The organism is Pseudomonas fildesensis, from assembly GCF_001050345.1.
Lineage (GTDB): Bacteria > Pseudomonadota > Gammaproteobacteria > Pseudomonadales > Pseudomonadaceae > Aquipseudomonas > Aquipseudomonas fildesensis.
The window spans coordinates 407,309-424,636 of record NZ_LFMW01000007.1; the positions used below are offsets into that span (position 1 = coordinate 407,309).

At 59.4% G+C, this 17,328-nt stretch carries 12 protein-coding genes; 9 read left to right on the top strand and 3 right to left on the bottom strand.

Annotation, left to right across the window (positions count from 1 at the left end; translation table 11 throughout):
* Positions 1–655 precede the first annotated feature (655 nt).
* From ACR52_RS12380 to ACR52_RS12420, 9 genes are all read left to right on the top strand, one after another.
* Positions 656–2,059: a polynucleotide adenylyltransferase PcnB gene (locus ACR52_RS12380; RefSeq protein WP_048724455.1), complete on the top strand. Its 1,404-nt coding sequence runs from the start codon at positions 656–658 to the stop codon at positions 2,057–2,059.
* Between the two features lie 2 nt (positions 2,060–2,061).
* Positions 2,062–2,550, top strand: coding sequence for a 2-amino-4-hydroxy-6-hydroxymethyldihydropteridine diphosphokinase (folK, locus tag ACR52_RS12385; protein ID WP_048724457.1), 489 nt, complete (start codon positions 2,062–2,064; stop codon positions 2,548–2,550).
* 327 nt (positions 2,551–2,877) lie between these two features.
* A complete protein-coding gene (panB, locus tag ACR52_RS12390) occupies positions 2,878–3,678 on the top strand; it encodes a 3-methyl-2-oxobutanoate hydroxymethyltransferase (RefSeq protein WP_048724458.1) in 801 nt (266 codons plus the stop codon).
* On the top strand, positions 3,675–4,526 hold the full coding sequence (gene panC / locus ACR52_RS12395) for a pantoate--beta-alanine ligase (protein WP_048724460.1): 852 nt from the start codon (positions 3,675–3,677) through the stop codon (positions 4,524–4,526). The genes panB and panC overlap by 4 nt, the downstream gene beginning before the upstream one ends.
* Before the next feature lie 233 nt (positions 4,527–4,759).
* Positions 4,760–6,424: a glucose-6-phosphate isomerase gene (gene pgi / locus ACR52_RS12400; protein WP_048724462.1), complete on the top strand. Its 1,665-nt coding sequence runs from the start codon at positions 4,760–4,762 to the stop codon at positions 6,422–6,424.
* Positions 6,425–6,529: 105 nt separating this feature from the next.
* Positions 6,530–8,467: an acetate--CoA ligase gene (gene acs, locus ACR52_RS12405; RefSeq protein ID WP_048724464.1), complete on the top strand. Its 1,938-nt coding sequence runs from the start codon at positions 6,530–6,532 to the stop codon at positions 8,465–8,467.
* Between the two features lie 16 nt (positions 8,468–8,483).
* Positions 8,484–9,353, top strand: coding sequence for an oxygenase MpaB family protein (locus tag ACR52_RS12410; protein ID WP_048724466.1), 870 nt, complete (start codon positions 8,484–8,486; stop codon positions 9,351–9,353).
* 66 nt (positions 9,354–9,419) lie between these two features.
* Positions 9,420–10,436: a class I SAM-dependent rRNA methyltransferase gene (locus ACR52_RS12415; RefSeq protein WP_048724468.1), complete on the top strand. Its 1,017-nt coding sequence runs from the start codon at positions 9,420–9,422 to the stop codon at positions 10,434–10,436.
* Positions 10,437–10,524: 88 nt separating this feature from the next.
* On the top strand, positions 10,525–13,458 hold the full coding sequence (locus tag ACR52_RS12420; RefSeq protein ID WP_048724470.1) for a DUF748 domain-containing protein: 2,934 nt from the start codon (positions 10,525–10,527) through the stop codon (positions 13,456–13,458).
* A gap of 253 nt (positions 13,459–13,711) precedes the next feature.
* Here the strand turns inward: ACR52_RS12420 and ACR52_RS12425 are convergent, their stop codons facing one another.
* The 3 genes from ACR52_RS12425 to rpsO form a co-directional block, all read right to left on the bottom strand.
* The gene (locus ACR52_RS12425) at positions 13,712–14,314 is read right to left on the bottom strand and encodes a BON domain-containing protein (protein ID WP_048724472.1); all 603 of its coding nucleotides are present in this window, start codon (positions 14,312–14,314) and stop codon (positions 13,712–13,714) included.
* A gap of 295 nt (positions 14,315–14,609) precedes the next feature.
* Positions 14,610–16,715 carry a polyribonucleotide nucleotidyltransferase gene (gene pnp, locus ACR52_RS12430; protein WP_048724475.1) on the bottom strand — a complete coding sequence of 702 codons (2,106 nt, stop codon included), beginning with the start codon at positions 16,713–16,715 and terminating at the stop codon, positions 14,610–14,612.
* Positions 16,716–16,909: 194 nt separating this feature from the next.
* On the bottom strand, positions 16,910–17,179 hold the full coding sequence (gene rpsO, locus ACR52_RS12435) for a 30S ribosomal protein S15 (protein WP_003177875.1): 270 nt from the start codon (positions 17,177–17,179) through the stop codon (positions 16,910–16,912).
* Positions 17,180–17,328 lie beyond the last annotated feature (149 nt).

A 17,328-nucleotide genomic window follows, 5' to 3' on the forward strand; every position in this document is an offset into this window, starting at 1 on the left:
TTTCACGTAACAAAAGCCGGGGCTTACGGTAACGAAGCCCCGGCTTTTTTTCGCCCGTCAAAAACCCAAAACCACCTCAAGTGCCCGGCTTTGCTGGGCGACGCAAAAGTTGGCACGCACCCTGCTATATGCTTAGTACAAAAACAATAACAAGCTTTGTACAAGACAATAAAAATAAGACGAATCGACTCACGCACAATAAAAACAACACGGCGGAGGCGCAGCTAACTGATTCTTTTGGAGAGGCGTTGCATTGGGGCTTGCCCCGCAACCAGGCCGAGAACAACAAAAACTGCCCTAAGGCAGAGCCTGAACTGGTTGGATCGTAGATCAGCAACACAGCGACCAAAGCAATCCGTTTGCTCTTGGCTCCCGATTGGGAGTGTCATGAAGGTGAAGCTTCATGACGAGGGCGATCAACAAAAACAAGAAGCCCGAAATCAATAATAAAAATAGAGCACGCAACTACTTCTGGGGGAGCTTCGGCTCCCCTTGTAGTTTCCGGTAGATAGCTTCCGGCATTTGGCAATTTAAGGCTTATGGCGCAAGGCCTGCAGCTTGTTCCTACACCATCCCCTGACTAAATGCTAGAATCCCGGCCCATCATGCGGTCATTCTTCGTTATGGCCGAACATTCCTTCAAACAGTGCATCCCATGCTGAAGAAGTTGTTCCAGTCATTCCGTTCTCCCTTGCGTCGTACGCAACACAAACGCAGCACGCCTGAAGTGCTCAACAGCAGCCAGCATTCGCTGCAACGCGCTCAATTCAGCCGTTATGCAGTGAATATCGTCGAACGGTTGCAAAACGCCGGCTACCAGGCTTATCTGGTGGGCGGGTGTGTACGCGACATGCTGCTCAATATCACGCCCAAGGATTTCGACGTCGCCACCAGCGCCACGCCTGAGCAGGTGCGCGCCGAGTTTCGCAATGCGCGAATCATCGGCCGCCGCTTCAAGCTGGTGCACATCCACTTTGGTCGCGAAATCATTGAAGTCGCAACCTTCCGCGCCGGTCATCCGCAAAACGATGAAGAGGAAGACACCAATCAGTCTTCCCGCAACGAGAGCGGGCGCATCCTGCGCGACAACGTTTACGGCACTCTGGAAGAAGACGCGCAGCGCCGCGACTTCACCATCAACGCCCTGTATTACGACCCGGTCAGTGAGCGCATCCTCGATTACGCCAACGGCGTACACGATATTCGCAACAACCTGATCCGCCTGATCGGCGACCCAGCACAGCGCTACCAGGAAGACCCGGTGCGGATGCTGCGGGCCGTGCGGTTTGCCGCCAAGCTGAACTTCGGTATCGAGAAGCACACCGCCGCACCGATTCGCAAGCTGGCACCCATGCTGCGGGAAATCCCCTCGGCACGCCTGTTCGAAGAAGTGCTCAAGCTGTTCCTCTCGGGTTACGCCGCCGACACCTTCGAAATGCTCGTCGACCTGCAGTTGTTCGACCCATTGTTCCCGGCCAGCGCCGATGCCTTGGAGCACAACCCGACGTACACCCACACCTTGATCAGCGAAGCGTTGATCAACACCGACCTGCGCATTAAACAGAACAAACCGGTGACCCCGGCGTTCCTGTTTGCCGCCCTGTTGTGGCCGGCCTTGCCCAAACGTGTACTGCGCCTGCAAGACCGTGGCATGCCGCCCATCCCGGCCATGCAGGAAGCCGCTCACGAGTTGATCGCCGAGCAGTGCCAGCGCATCGCTATCCCGAAACGTTTCACCATGCCGATCCGCGAGATCTGGGACATGCAGGAGCGCCTGCCGCGCCGCAGCGGCAAACGCGCCGACCTGCTGCTGGACAACCCGCGCTTCCGTGCCGGCTACGACTTCCTGCTGCTGCGTGAAAGCGCTGGCGAACAGACCGACGGCCTGGGCGAATGGTGGACCGACTATCAGGACGCCAATGACAGCGAACGCCGCGACATGATTCGCGACCTCGGCAGCAAAGGCGATGGCGAAGGCGTTGGGCCGAAGAAACGTCGTCGCAGCGCCAGCAAGCGTAAACGCAGCGCCGCCGATGCCTCGGGCGCCGCGGGCGAATAAACGTGGAACGTATCTACATCGGCATGGGCAGCAACCTGGCTGCCCCGGACCAGCAATTGCGCAGCGCCATCGAGGCGCTGGGGTTGTTGCCCGGCACCACCGTCGCCGGCGTGTCCGCCTTCTATCAAAGCGATTCCCTGCTCCCGGGCCAACCGCGCTACACCAACGCGGTTGCAGCGCTGGACAGCAGCCTTGCACCGCTGGACCTGCTGGATGCGCTGCAAGCCATCGAAAACGAACAAGGTCGCCAACGCCTTGAGCGCTGGGGCCCACGCACACTCGACCTGGATATCCTGCTGTTTGGTGAGCGCCTGATCGACGAACCGCGTCTCAAGGTGCCCCATTACCAAATGCACCTGCGGGCTTTTGTGCTGTATCCACTGGCCGAACTGGCCCCCGCCACTCTCCAGCTACCCGACGGCCAACGCCTCAGCGACCTGCTGACAACCTGCCCATTCGTCGGCCTGGAACGCCTGACGCAATCCTCGTAGGAGCTGGCTTGCCAGCGATGCAGACAACTCGGTCTATCAGTCAAACCGCGTTGATGCGATCGCCGGTAAGCCGGCTCCTGCAGTACGGTCAACTTGCTGAAACGCATCAGTAACACGGGTAACACCGCACACGTAACAATGCGGTAACACATCCAATTGACTTCCCGTGTCCTCCTCACGACTATAGGCGTCCCGCTGCCGCCAACCCGGCGCTGAAGGGCGCAATCCAGGCCATATAAGCACTGCTCTCAAGAAAGTGCGCCTGTATAAACGAAGACTCACGCGCGTAACTCGCTGTTTCCAAGCGCCTGAACGAGGACCCTTTTCATGCCAGACATTACCCTGACCACCTTGCAGAGCCTCAAGCTCAAAGGTGAAAAAATCGCCATGCTGACCTGCTATGACGCCACGTTCGCCCAGGCCAGCTGCCAGGCCGGCGTCGAGGTGTTACTGGTGGGTGACTCACTGGGCATGGTTCTTCAAGGGAATGACAGCACCCTGCCCGTCACCACCGATGAACTCGCCTACCACACCGCCAGCGTCAAACGCGGTAACAACGGCGCCTTTATCATCGCCGACCTGCCGTTCATGGGTTACGCCACCCTCGAACAGACCTTCCAGAACGCCGGCAAACTGATGCAGGCGGGCGCGCACATGGTCAAGGTAGAAGGCGCCGTGTGGCTCGCCGAGTCGATCCGCCTCCTGGCTGAACGTGGCGTTCCTGTGTGTGCGCACATGGGCCTTACGCCGCAGTCAGTGAACATCCTCGGTGGCTACAAGGTGCAAGGCCGCAACGAAGCCCAGGCGCGCCAGATGCGGGCCGATGCCATCGCCCTGGAACAAGCGGGCGTGGCGATGATCCTGCTCGAATGTGTGCCCAGTGAACTCGCGGCGGAAATCACCCAAGCCGTCAAAGTGCCAGTGATCGGTATTGGCGCCGGCTCGGCCACCGATGGCCAGGTGCTGGTCCTGCACGACATGCTTGGCCTGTCGATTACCGGCCGCGTGCCCAAGTTCGTGAAGAACTTCATGACGGGCCAGGACAGTATCCACGCCGCATTGAGTGCCTATGTCGCCGAAGTCAAAGGCGTGACCTTCCCAGGCGCCGAACACGGATTTTCTGCATGAACACCGTTAAAACTGTACGTGAACTGCGAGCCGCCGTTGCACACGCGCGCAGCGCCGGCAAGCGCATCGGCTTCGTGCCCACCATGGGCAACCTGCACAGCGGCCATGCCACTCTAGTGACCAAGGCCGCCCAACAGGCGGACTTCGTGGTGGCCAGTATCTTCGTCAACCCGCTGCAGTTCGGCGCCGGCGAAGACCTGGACAAGTACCCGCGCACCTTGGCCGCCGACCAGGAAAAGCTCCTGCAAGCCGGCTGCAACCTGTTGTTTGCACCGACCGTCGACGAGATGTACCCAGGCGGCACGACCGGCCAGACCCGCGTCAGTGTCTCGCACTTGTCCGAAGGCCTGTGCGGCGCCAGCCGTCCCGGGCATTTCGAAGGCGTGGCGACGGTGGTCAGCAAGCTGTTCAACATGGTGCAGCCGGACATGGCCGTATTCGGCCAGAAAGACTACCAGCAACTGGCCGTGATTCGCGCCATGGTCCATGACCTGAACATGCCGATCCAGATCATCGGTGAGCCCACCGTGCGCGCCGAGGACGGCCTCGCGCTGTCTTCGCGCAACGGTTACCTCACCGAAGAGCAACGGGCAATCGCGCCGGTGCTGTACCGCAGCCTCAGCCAAATCGCCACCGCCATCAAGGGCGGTGACCGCGACTTCGCCACGCTGCGCGCCAAACAGGTCGAGCAGATCGAGGCCGCCGGTTTGCGCCTGGACTATCTCGAAGTCCGCCAAGGCGTGCACTTGCGCCCGGCCACGGCGGAAGATAGGGATATCGTGATTCTGGTCGCGGCTTATCTGGGCGCCACCCGCTTGATCGACAACCTGCACCTGAACCTGAACTGAGCGCGTATTCCCGCAAAAACACCCCGCCTGTTGCCCTGCCTGCTGCGCCGGTATAAAAAAGTACCGGCCACAGCGCAGACAAAGCCAAGACAACTCGACACGCTAGGTTTAATGTAATCGCCCTGCGCTATGGTTAGCGCTGTCTGGAACCCGCCTCTTGATGAAAGACTGGACGTTCCGGGCTTTGAAGTGTCCTAAAGGCAGTCCCTGTAATAAAAAGGAAACCCGCAGCGATGGCGTACTACCGCACCCCTCATGACGTTACCGCTCTGCCCGCCTGGCAAGCGCTCAATCAACATCGCCAAGCCATGCAGGATTTCAGCATGCGCGAAGCGTTTAATGCCGATCCTCAGCGTTTCTCCCAGTTCACCTTAAGCAGCTGCGGACTTTTCCTCGATTATTCGAAAAATCTGATCACCCGCGAAACCCGTGACCTGCTGGTGGGCCTGGCCAAGGAAGTCGACCTCAAAGGCGCCATCGACTCGCTGTACGCCGGCGAGCCGGTCAACTCCTCCGAAGGTCGCCCTGCCCTGCACACCGCACTGCGCCGCCCGGTGGGCGACAAGCTGTCGGTCAACGGCGTGAACATCATGCCGGACGTGCACAAGGTGCTGAACCAGATCACTGACCTGGTTGGCCGCATCCACGACGGCCTGTGGCGCGGCTACACCGAGAAGCCGATCACTGACGTGGTCAACATCGGCATCGGTGGCTCGTTCCTCGGCCCGGAGCTGGTCTCCGAAGCACTGCTGTCCTACGCCCATAAAGGCGTGCGCTGCCACTACCTGGCGAATATCGACGGCAGCGAGTTCCACGAGCTGACCATGAAGCTGCGCGCCGAGACCACGCTGTTTATCGTCTCGTCGAAATCCTTCAACACCCTCGAAACCCTGAAAAACGCCCAGGCCGCCCGCGCCTGGTACCTGGCCCAGGGTGGCTCGGAAGCCGAGCTGTACCGCCACTTTATCGCCGTATCGAGCAACAACGCGGCGGCCGTGGCCTTCGGTATCCGTGAAGAAAACATCTTCCCGATGTGGGACTGGGTTGGCGGGCGTTACTCGCTGTGGTCGGCCATCGGCTTGCCAATCGCCCTGGCGATCGGCATGTCCAACTTCAAGGAGCTGCTGTCCGGGGCCTATACCATGGACCAGCATTTCCAGAACGCGCCGTTCGAGCAGAACATGCCCGTGCTGCTGGGCCTGCTGGGTGTGTGGTACGGCAACTTCTGGGGCGCGCAGAGCCATGCGATCCTGCCGTACGACCACTACCTGCGTAACATCACCAAACACTTGCAGCAGTTGGACATGGAATCCAACGGCAAAAGCGTGCGCCAGGACGGCACGCCGGTGTCCACCGATACCGGCCCGGTGATCTGGGGCGGTGTGGGCTGCAACGGTCAGCACGCGTACCACCAGTTGCTGCACCAAGGCACCCAACTGATCCCGGCCGACTTCATCGTACCGATCGTCAGCTTCAACCCGGTGTCTGACCACCATCAGTGGCTGTACGCCAACTGCCTGTCCCAGAGCCAGGCGCTGATGCTCGGCAAGACCCGCAGCGAAGCCGAAGCCGAGCTGCGCGAAAAAGGCCTGTCGGAAGCCGAAGTACAGAAACTCGCACCGCACAAGGTGATCCCGGGCAACCGCCCGAGCAACACCCTCGTGGTCGAGCGCATCAGCCCGCGTCGCCTGGGCGCACTGGTGGCAATGTATGAACATAAAGTGTTCGTGCAGAGCGTGATCTGGGGCATCAACGCCTTCGACCAATGGGGCGTGGAACTGGGCAAGGAGCTGGGCAAAGGCGTCTACAACCGCCTGACCGGCGCCGAGGAAACCTTGGCCGACGATGCGTCGACCCAGGGCTTGATCAACTACTTCCGCGGTCGTCACCGCGGCTGATGCCGGTACTGCAGGGCCAACGTTCGTTTGGACGTTGGCCTTGAACCCTCCCCTCACTGGGTGCATCTTTATGTCTTGTCGCCAAAACAAGAATAAGGACCGCTCATGTTCGATATCAGCACATTCCCCACCGCCGATGCCGTCCGCCGGGCCGCGCAACTCAGTCAAGAGGACTACCAGCGCCTCTATCGCCAATCCATCGAACAACCGGACACCTTCTGGGCCGAACAGGCCAAGGGTTTCCTCGACTGGATAACGCCGTGGCACACCGTCCAGCAATCAGACATCAACACCGGCGCCGCCCAATGGTTTGCCGGCGGCCAATTGAACGTCAGCTACAACTGTATCGACCGTCACCTGGCGCAACGCGCCGATCAGCCGGCCTTCATCTGGGAAGGCGATGATCCGACAAAATCTTCCAAAATCACCTACCGCCAACTGCACAAAAACGTCTGCCGCCTGGCCAATGTGCTGAAGAGCCGTGGCGTGAAGAAAGGCGACCGCGTGTGCATCTACATGCCGATGATTCCGGAAGCGGCCTACGCCATGCTCGCCTGTACGCGCATTGGTGCGGTGCACTCGGTGGTGTTCGGTGGGTTTTCGCCAGATGCATTGCGTGACCGTATTCTCGACGCCGACTGCCGCACCGTGATCACCGCCGATGAAGGCGTACGCGGCGGTAAGCCGGTGGCGCTGAAACAGAATGTCGACAAAGCCCTGGCCAGTTGCCCGGACGTCAGCACGGTGCTGGTGGTAGAGCGCACCGGTGCGGCGGTGAACTGGAGCGAAGGCCGCGACCTCAAATACCAACAGGCCCTGGACGCAGCCAGCGACAATTGCCCGCCAGAACCCATGGACGCCGAGGACCCGCTGTTCATCCTCTATACCTCCGGCAGCACCGGCAAACCCAAGGGCGTGCTGCACACTACCGCTGGCTACCTGTTGCAGACGGCGATGACCTTCAAGTACGTGCTCGATTATCGAGATGGCGAGGTGTTCTGGTGCACGGCCGATGTGGGCTGGGTCACCGGCCACAGCTACATCGTGTATGGCCCGCTGGCCAATGGCGCCACTTCGTTGATGTTCGAGGGGGTGCCAAGTTACCCGGACAGTTCGCGCTTCTGGCAGGTGATCGACAAGCACAAGGTCAACATCTTCTACACCGCACCGACCGCCCTGCGCGCGTTGATGCGCGAGGGTCACGGCCCATTGGAGAACACTTCCCGCGCAAGCCTGCGCCTGCTCGGCAGCGTCGGCGAGCCGATCAACCCGGAAGCCTGGGACTGGTACTTCAACGCGGTAGGCGAACAACGCTGCCCGATTGTGGACACCTGGTGGCAAACCGAAACCGGCGGCATTATGCTCAGCCCGCTGGTCAGCGCCCAGCGAATCAAACCCGGCTGTGCTGCCCAGCCGATGTTTGGCGTGCAGCCCGTACTGCTGGATGAACAAGGCAAAGCATTCAGCGGCGCCGGCAGCGGCGTGCTGGCGATCAAGGCCAGCTGGCCGGGGCAGATTCGCGGCGTCTATGGCGACCCGCAGCGCATGATCGACACCTACTTCAAACCCTACCCCGGCTACTACTTCACCGGGGACGGCGCGCGGCGCGATGAGGATGGCGACTACTGGATCACCGGGCGCATCGACGATGTGATCAACGTGTCCGGCCACCGCATCGGTACGGCCGAGGTTGAAAGCGCGCTGGTGCTGCATGACCTGGTCGCCGAAGCCGCCGTGGTGGGTTACCCCCATGACGTGAAGGGCCAGGGCATTTATGCCTTCGTCACCCCGATGAATGGGGTCGAACCCAGCGATGCACTGAAAAAGCACCTGCTGGAACTGGTCAGCAAGGAAATCGGCAGCTTTGCCAAGCCAGAACTGATCCAATGGGCGCCTGCCCTGCCGAAAACCCGCTCCGGCAAGATCATGCGGCGGATTTTGCGCAAGATCGCCTGCAACGAACTGGACAGCCTTGGCGATACTTCCACCCTGGCCGACCCGAGCGTCGTGGACGGCCTGATCGACAAACGCCTGAACCGATAGGAACCCCTGAGTCGCCATGGAATTTATCCGCAGCCGTATCGAAACCCAGCTGATGAGCCTCACCGGCTTGTCACTGGGCCAGCTAGACCTGGAAAACCCCAAGGGCGACCCCGGCCTGTTCGGGCCGGACTCGGTCAGTTGGCAAGTCCACGGCGACTTCAGCAGCATGCTCATCGGCGGAATCAGCGCCTTGATGCTGCAAGCCTTGCACCCCTTGGCCCTGGCCGGCGTGTGGGACCATTCAAACTTTCGCCAGGACATGCTCGGGCGTTTGCGACGCACCTCTCAGTTCATCTCCGGTACTACCTTTGGCTCACGCAAAGACGCTGAATGGCTGATCGAAAAAGTGCGCACCATTCACCTGCAGGTGGTCGGTCATGCCCCGGACGGGCGAGCCTATGCGGCCAGCGATCCGGACCTGCTGACCTGGGTGCATGTGGCGGAGGTCAGCAACTTCCTCGCCGCCCACGTGCGTTACCGCAACCCGCAACTCTCCGGGCGCGATCAGGATCGCTATTACAGCGAAATCGCCTTGGTCGCCGAACGGCTGGGCGCGCGGAATGTGCCACGCTCTCGGCAGGAAGTGTCGGATTACCTCGCACGTATTCGCCCGCAACTGCTGTGCGACGAACGCAGCCGCGAAGTGCTGCGCCTTTTGCTAAATGCGCCCGCCCCCAGCCATTTGGCCAAACCCTTCGGTGCCTTGATGATGCAGGCCGGGATCGACCTGCTACCGGACTGGGCCAGCGTCATGCTCGGACAACACCAGAGCCCGCTGCGACGCCAAATGATCCGCGCCGGGGTCAGGCGCAGCGCGCCGTTGCTGCGCTGGGCGATGCGCAACGGTTCGGTACAGCGCGCCCATCGGCGGATGGGGTTGATGTAGCCAGCGGTCCATAGCTGTTAAACTCCGCGCCCTCATTGCCCACACTTACTTAGCAAGGCGCGCTCCATGTCTCCCTTGAATCAGGCGCTGCGCGCCGCCCTCGATTATCGCCAAGACCTGATCAACGAGCTGCATGCACAGGGCACCGACTGCTATCGGCTGTTCCATGGCAGCCAGGAAGGCGCTGGCGGCCTGACCATCGACCGCTACGGCCCGCAACTGCTGGTGCAGAGCTTCCACCAGGCGCTGGAAACAGCGGTCCTGCTGGACCTGCATCAACTGATCAGCCAGTACCTGTGCCTGGAATTACTGCTGGTGTACAACGACCGCTCCCGTGGAAACTCGCGGATCGACCGCGAAGATACGGTCTACCGTGCCGAACCCGCTGCGCTGGAAGACCTGGTCGGCCACGAATGGGGCCTCAATTACCGCGTACGCGGTCGACATGCCGGACAAGATCCGTTGCTGTTCCTCGATCTGCGCAACACCCGTGGCTGGGTCAAGGACCACAGTGCCGGCAAAAGCGTGTTGAACCTGTTCGCCTACACCTGTGGGGTGGGCCTGAGTGCAGCCGCCGGCGGTGCTCGTGAGGTGTGCAACCTGGATTTTGCCGAGGGCAACCTGGCGGTCGGGCGCGAAAACGGTCTGCTGAACCCGCAACTGGCGACCATGGAATTCGTGCAGTCCGACTACTTCCCGGCCATTCGCCAACTGGCCGGCCTGCCGATCTCCCAGCGTCGCGGGCATACACTGCCGAGTTACCCGCGCCTGGAACAGCGTCAATATGACCTGGTGTTGCTCGACCCGCCGGCCTGGGCCAAGAGTGCCTTTGGCACCGTCGACCTGTTGCGCGACTACCAGAGCCTGCTCAAGCCGGCGCTGCTGGCTACCGCCGACAATGGCGTGCTGATTTGCTGCAATAACCTTGCGAAAGTCAGCATGGACGACTGGCGTGAACAGGTGCTGCGCTGCGCAGAAAAAGCCGGACGCCCGGTGCGCGCCTGGCAAATCATGACGCCCGGCGCGGACTTTCCTTCACAAGACCAGCAACCACCGCTTAAAACGCTGATCCTGCAGCTGTAAGACTTGTCTCAAAAGGCTTGGTTCTTCGGAACCGAAAACCCGTGCCATACTCCAAGGCACTCTTGTTCGACATAGATGGCGCCGCCCCATGCCCAAAGGATTGATCCGCGCCACTGGCGCCTTGTTGACTGCCGTTGCTTTGTACAGCCTGCTGGGCTTTTTGATCCTCCCCGGCATCGCCCTTCGCGTTGCCAACCAACAACTGGCCAATTACGCCACGGTGCCTGCCCGTATCGAGCGTATCGAACTCAACCCGTTCAGCCTCGAAGTGACTGCATGGGGCCTTAAAATCGGTGAGCCCGGAAAGGAACAGGTTGGTTTCGAGCGGCTTTACGCCAACCTGCAAATCGACAGCCTGTGGACCCGCGCCTTGCACCTGGCCGATATCCAACTGGACAAGCCCAAGACTGAACTGCTGTTCGACAAGTCCGGCCAGTTGAACCTGGCGCACTTGTTCAAACTGCCGCCCAGCGAGCCCACCCCCACCGCCCCTGATGCCAAGCCGTTCCCTTTGCGTATCGACAGCATCAAACTGGCCGGCGGCTATGTGCATTTTCAGGATCTGCGCCCCAGCGAACCCATCGAGTTCCTCTACGACAAACTCGACTTCGAGCTGAAAAACCTCAGTACCCTGCCGGAAGACAATGCCGACATGACCCTCGTCGCCGCCGGCCCCGAGGGTGGACAGATCGACTGGACGGGCAATTTCAGCCTGGTGCCGATCACTTCCGAAGGCACTCTGAAAGTCACCGACGGCAAGATGAAAGCCTGGTGGCCGTATGTGCGTGACGCGCTGCCATTGGTCCTCGATGACGGTGTGCTCAACTTCAGTACCGACTACAAGTTCAGCCTGGCTAAAGAAACCGAGCTGAACCTGACCAACACCTCCGCCAGCATCGCGCCGTTCGCCATCAAGGCACCGGATGGCCGCCCGCTGGTGCGCCTGGAACGCCTGGACGTCAGCGAAACCACAGTGGACCTGGCCAAGCAGCGAGTGGTGGTCGGCAAGATCCGCAGCAACAAACTGGAAACCTGGGCCGCCCGTGAAGCCGACGGGCAACTGGACTGGCAGAAGCTGTTCGCCAGCCAGCCGGGCAAACCGGCCAAGGCGCCGGAGCCCGCCACCGCGCCGGCCACTGCCGACTCGCCAAAACCTGAACCCGCCGCGCCCAGCAAGCCATGGCAAGTACTGCTCAAGGACGTGCAACTGCGCAACTATCAAGTGCACCTGGCCGACCGCCAGGCCAAGCCTGCGGTAGCGCTGGAGCTGGGCCCGTTGAACGTCGACGTGCAGAACTTCGACAGCCTCAACCGGAGCCCCTTTACCCTCAAGGTCGATACCGGCCTGGGCAAGCAAGGCAAGATCCAGGCAACCGGCGAGGTCAACCTCAACCCGGTCAGCGCCAAGCTCAAAGTAAACACTCAGGATATCGACCTGCGGGTCGCCCAGTCCTATATCAGCCCGTTCATTCGCCTGGAACTGCGCAGCGGCATGCTGGGCAGCAATCTGGATGTGAACCTGAAGAGCACCGCGCCTCTGGCGTTGCAAATCACCGGCCGCGCGCAAGTCGACCAGTTGCACACCCTCGACACGCTCAAGACCCGCGACTTTCTCAAATGGCAGCGCCTGGTACTCGAAGGCGTAAATTACCAGCATGGCGACAGCCTCTCGATCGACAAGGTCAACCTGCTGCAGCCGTATGCACGCTTCATGATCAACGACGACCGCACCACCAACGTTGATGACCTGCTGATTCCGCAGCCGGCCGACAGTGGCGCCAAGTCGGCGGCCAAGCCTGCGGCGAGCAAAGAGAAGCCGTTGGGTATCCATATCGGTCAGATTGCGATCAACGATGGTTCGGCCAACTTTGCCGACTTCAGCCTCACGCCCAACTTCGCCACCGCGATTCAGCAGCTCAACGGGCAGATTGGCACCATCGACAGTCGCCAGGCCAAACCGGCCAGCGTCGACATCAAGGGCAAGGTGGACCGTTACGCGCCGGTGACCATCAAAGGCAGTGTGAACCCGTTTGACCCGATGGCCGCGCTGGATATCGCCACCAGTTTCAAACGTGTTGAGCTGACGACCCTGACGCCGTACTCAGGCAAGTTCGCCGGCTTCCGTATCCGCAAGGGCCGTCTCAACCTCGACCTGCATTACGTGATCACCAAAGGCCAGTTGAAGGCCGAAAACAAGGTGGTCGTTGAGCAGCTGCAACTGGGTGAAAAGGTCGACAGCGCTGATGCCGTGGACTTGCCGATTCGCCTGGCAATCGCCCTGCTCAAAGACAGTGACGGCAAGATCTCCATCGAACTGCCGGTAACAGGTGACCTGAATAACCCGCAATTCAGCGTAATGCCGATCGTGTGGCAGACCCTGCGCAACCTGGTAGTGCGTGCGGCGACGGCGCCTTTCAAGTTTATTGGTGGGCTGGTGACTGGCGGCGGCTCCGAAGACCTGGGGAATGTGTCATTCGCCGCAGGCTCCAGCGATTTGAGCAAGGATGCCGAAGGCGCCCTGAACACACTGGCCAAGGCTTTGAAGGAGCGCCCTACCCTGCGCCTGGAAATCGAAGGCACTGCGGCTGCCAGCAGCGACGGGCCGTTTCTGGCCGCCCAGCGCCTGGAACGTGAATACCAATACAACTACTACAAGATGCTTCAGCGCCGTGGTGACAAGGTACCGGCCCAGGCGTCCTTACTGGAAGTGCCGGAAAGCGAGAAGGCCCCATTGCTCGAAGGCATCTACCGCACCCGCCTGAAACTGCAACCGCCGGCCGAGTGGAAAGACCTGAGCCGCGATGACCGCACCGCGAAGCTGAAAGACGGTGTGATCAAGTTCTGGAGTGGCAGTGACGTGCTGTTGCGCCAACTCGGTCAGGACCGCGCCAGTACCATCAAGGACTATCTGGTAGACAAAGGCCAGTTGGAAGATGACCGTGTGTACTTCATTGACGCCAACCTTGGGCAGGCGGAGAAAGACGGTCGGGTGGTAACGCCGATGCATCTGGATGCCGAGTAATCCCCCTGCAGGAGCCGGCCTGGCGATGCACTCATGGCGTCAGCACTGAATTCAACAGCGCCATCGCCGGCAAGCCGGTTCCTACAATTATGGGACACCACAATAGAACAGGCCCCGACACATGTGCCGGGGCCTGTAATGGCCACATCCGTGTGGCCGGTCGCATGAACCCGTGAGGTGCATTGAGTGGATATCTAACTCACTCGCCGCCGCCGACGTACAGTTCAGTCGAAGGGTTAAACGCTACAAAGCATTACTCTGCTTTCAAGCCATCGGCCGATACAGCTTTAACGCCTTTGATTTTCTTGGTGATGTTCACCGCGGTAGTTTTCTGCGCTTCGGTCACAGCGACAGAAGAAGACAGGGAAACTACGCCTTTGTTGGTTTCGACTTTGATGTCGGTGCCAGGAATGCCTTTCTCGGTGACCAAGTCAGCTTTCACTTTGGTGGTGATCCAGGTGTCCGAAGTGGCTTCTTTGGACTTGTCGATGTTGTCAGCCTTCATCGCGCCGCCAGCCATCAGGCCATCAGCGGATACAGCAGTAACACCTTTGATTTTCTTGGTGATAGCTACAGCAGTCGCTTTCTGCGAGTCCGAGATAGCTACGTTCGAAGACAGGGAAACCACACCTTTGTTGGTCTCAACCTTGATGTCCGAGCCTGGGATGCCCTTTTCGGTCAGCAGGTCAGCTTTGACTTTGGTGGTGATCCAAGTGTCCGAGGTGGACTCCTTGGCTTTGGTCATTTCGCCAGCAGCCAGAGTCATCGGCGCTTGGGAAGTCTGAGCAAAAGCCACGTTAGCCATGGCCAGGGTCAGAGCGGTAGCAGTTGCGGTAGCGAGAGCGAACTTCTTCATACGAGTAACTCCTGTTTTATTAAAAATCTGCAGTGTGTATACCTTGATGCTGCAGCGTTAACAGGGATATTGCAGGCGCTGTGCCAACTTGAACAACCCGATTAAATCCTTTAAAAACAATGAGTTAGTAATTATCCAAATTTCCGTAATCGTGCAACTTGCATGAAGTGGATCGTGCCTGCATGCAAGTTGCGGTTTTTTGGATGTGATTAAGCACCTGATTTTTCGGCATTTTCTCGCGCCCATAAAAAAAGGACTCCGAAGAGTCCTTTTTCAGCTTACAGCGACGGGGTGATTAAACGCCCGAAGCCTTGGCTGCTGCTACGTCCTTGATGGACAGCTTGATACGGCCGCGGTTGTCCACGTCCAGTACCAGCACTTCCACTTCCTGGCCTTCTTTCAGAATGTCGGTCACTTTCTCAACACGAGCGTCGCTCAGCATGGAGATGTGAACCAGACCGTCTTTGCCCGGCAGGATGTTGACGAATGCGCCGAAGTCGACGATGCGCTCAACCTTACCGACGTAGATCTTGCCGATCTCGGCTTCCGCGGTGATGCCCAGAACGCGCTGACGTGCAGCTTCAGCAGCTTCCTTGGTTTCGCCGAAGATCTTGATCGAACCGTCGTCTTCGATATCGATCGAGGCTTTGGTTTCTTCGCAGATCGCACGAATGGTCGCGCCGCCTTTACCGATAACATCACGGATTTTGTCGGTGTCGATTTTCATCGCGATCATGGTCGGAGCATTTTCCGACAGTTCGGTGCGGGACTGACCAATGATCTGGTTCATCTGACCGAGGATGTTCAGGCGCGCTTCCAGGGCTTGGCCCAGAGCGATTTCCATGATTTCTTCGGTGATGCCCTTGATCTTGATGTCCATCTGCAGCGCGGTCACACCTTTGGCGGTACCGGCTACCTTGAAGTCCATGTCGCCCAGGTGATCTTCGTCGCCCAGGATGTCGGTCAGGATGGCGAACTTCTCGCCTTCTTTAACCAGACCCATGGCGATACCGGCAACCGGTGCCTTCATTGGCACACCAGCGTCCATCAGTGCCAGGGAAGCACCGCAGACCGAAGCCATGGAGCTGGAACCGTTGGACTCGGTGATTTCCGACACAACACGGATGGTGTACGGGAACACGTCTGCGGCAGGCAGCATGGCTGCAATCGAACGACGGGCCAGACGGCCGTGACCGATTTCGCGACGACCAGCGCCACCCATGCGACCACACTCGCCCACCGAGAACGGAGGGAAGTTGTAGTGCAGCATGAACGGGTCTTTTTTCTCGCCTTCCAGGGTGTCCAGCAGTTGTGCGTCACGGGCAGTACCCAGCGTCGCGACTACCAGAGCCTGGGTTTCACCACGGGTGAACAGCGCCGAACCGTGAGTCTTCGGCAGAACGCCGACTTCAATGTTCAGCGGACGTACGGTGCGAGTGTCGCGACCGTCGATACGTGGCTTGCCGTTCACGATATTTTCGCGAACGGTGCGGTATTCGATTTCACCGAAAGCCGCTTTGACTTCGCTGGAAGAAGGCTGGCCTTCTTCACCGGACAGCTTGGCCACGACCTGGTCCTTCAGCTCGCTCAGGCGAGCGTAACGGTCGGCCTTGACGGTGATGGTGTAGGCGTCGGAGATCGCTGCGCCGAACTCGGAGCGGATAGCGCCCAGCAGTTCAGTCGCTTCGGCTTGTGGAGCCCAGGCCCAAGTTGGCTTGGCAGCTTCGGCAGCGAGTTCTTTAACAGCGTTGATCACAACCTGGAACTCGTCGTGAGCAAACAGTACAGCGCCCAGCATCTGGTCTTCGGTCAGCTCTTTGGCTTCCGATTCAACCATCAACACGGCTTCCGAAGTACCGGCAACGACCATGTCCAGGCTCGAGGCTTTCTGCTGCTCGTAAGTCGGGTTCAGCAGGTAGCCGGTGCTTTCGTGGAAAGCAACGCGGGCAACACCGATCGGGCCATCGAAAGGAATACCGGAGATTGCCAGGGCAGCCGAGGTACCGATCATCGCAGCGATGTCCGGATCGGTTTTCTTGCTGGTGGAAACGACGGTGCAGACAACCTGCACTTCGTTCATGAAGCCTTCTGGGAACAGCGGACGGATCGGACGGTCGATCAGTCGGGAAGTCAGGGTTTCTTTCTCGGAAGGACGGCCTTCGCGCTTGAAGAAACCGCCAGGGATCTTACCGGCAGCGTAAGTTTTTTCCTGGTAGTGCACGGACAGAGGGAAGAAGCCCTTGCTTGGGTCCGCGTGCTTGGCGCCAACAACGGTCACCAATACGGTGACGTCGTCGTCAACAGTAACCAGCACTGCGCCGGAGGCTTGACGGGCGATACGGCCTGTCTCGAGGGTAACGGTCGACTGACCGAACTGGAATTTTTTGATAACCGGGTTCACGGTGTCCTACCTTCTTTGTGGCTCTTGGGGAACTTGTCTTCTTGCGAAATTCTTGGGCAATGTCGGGAATCGGCCCGACCCTCGTCCAGGGTAAAACGTGTATCCAGATAAAACTTGAGGCTGGGAGCCTGCCATGGGCCAGCGGGAATCCCACTGACACACGGCAGACAACCAACCTCTAGCGCAATCGCTTATTAGCGACGCAGACCCAGGCGACCGATCAGAGTCTGATAACGACCCAGATCCTTGCCTTTCAGGTAGTCCAGCAGCTTACGGCGCTGGTTTACCATGCGGATCAGACCACGACGGGAGTGGTGATCTTTACCGTTGGCCTTGAAGTGACCTTGCAGCTTGTTGATGTTGTGGGTCAGCAGTGCAACTTGCACTTCTGGCGAACCAGTGTCACCAACAGCTTGCTGATAGTCAGCAACGATTTGTGCTTTTTCTTGAACGTCGAGAGCCATGAGGCAATCCTTTTTTCAGGAAACCACCCAAAGGGCAGTTTCAACAGGCCAGGGACAAATCCCCGTGTCTAAAAATGAGTGTTGACCGTGCCTGTTAACAGCCACACTCGTTCCAGTTTGCGTACTGCGCTTTTACCACAAACTGGTTC

Excerpts from the sequence above, each read along its gene's own strand:
- ACR52_RS12410 (WP_048724466.1), top strand. The coding sequence starts at position 8,484 with ATGGAATTTATCCGCAGCCGTATCGAAACCCAGCTGATGAGCCTCACC.
- rpsO (WP_003177875.1), bottom strand. The coding sequence starts at position 17,179 with ATGGCTCTCGACGTTCAAGAAAAAGCACAAATCGTTGCTGACTATCAG.
- ACR52_RS12425 (WP_048724472.1), bottom strand. The coding sequence starts at position 14,314 with ATGAAGAAGTTCGCTCTCGCTACCGCAACTGCTACCGCTCTGACCCTG.
- pgi (WP_048724462.1), top strand. The coding sequence starts at position 4,760 with ATGGCGTACTACCGCACCCCTCATGACGTTACCGCTCTGCCCGCCTGG.
- panC (WP_048724460.1), top strand. The coding sequence starts at position 3,675 with ATGAACACCGTTAAAACTGTACGTGAACTGCGAGCCGCCGTTGCACAC.
- panB (WP_048724458.1), top strand. The coding sequence starts at position 2,878 with ATGCCAGACATTACCCTGACCACCTTGCAGAGCCTCAAGCTCAAAGGT.
- ACR52_RS12380 (WP_048724455.1), top strand. The coding sequence starts at position 656 with ATGCTGAAGAAGTTGTTCCAGTCATTCCGTTCTCCCTTGCGTCGTACG.
- ACR52_RS12420 (WP_048724470.1), top strand. The coding sequence starts at position 10,525 with ATGCCCAAAGGATTGATCCGCGCCACTGGCGCCTTGTTGACTGCCGTT.
- ACR52_RS12415 (WP_048724468.1), top strand. The coding sequence starts at position 9,420 with ATGTCTCCCTTGAATCAGGCGCTGCGCGCCGCCCTCGATTATCGCCAA.
- acs (WP_048724464.1), top strand. The coding sequence starts at position 6,530 with ATGTTCGATATCAGCACATTCCCCACCGCCGATGCCGTCCGCCGGGCC.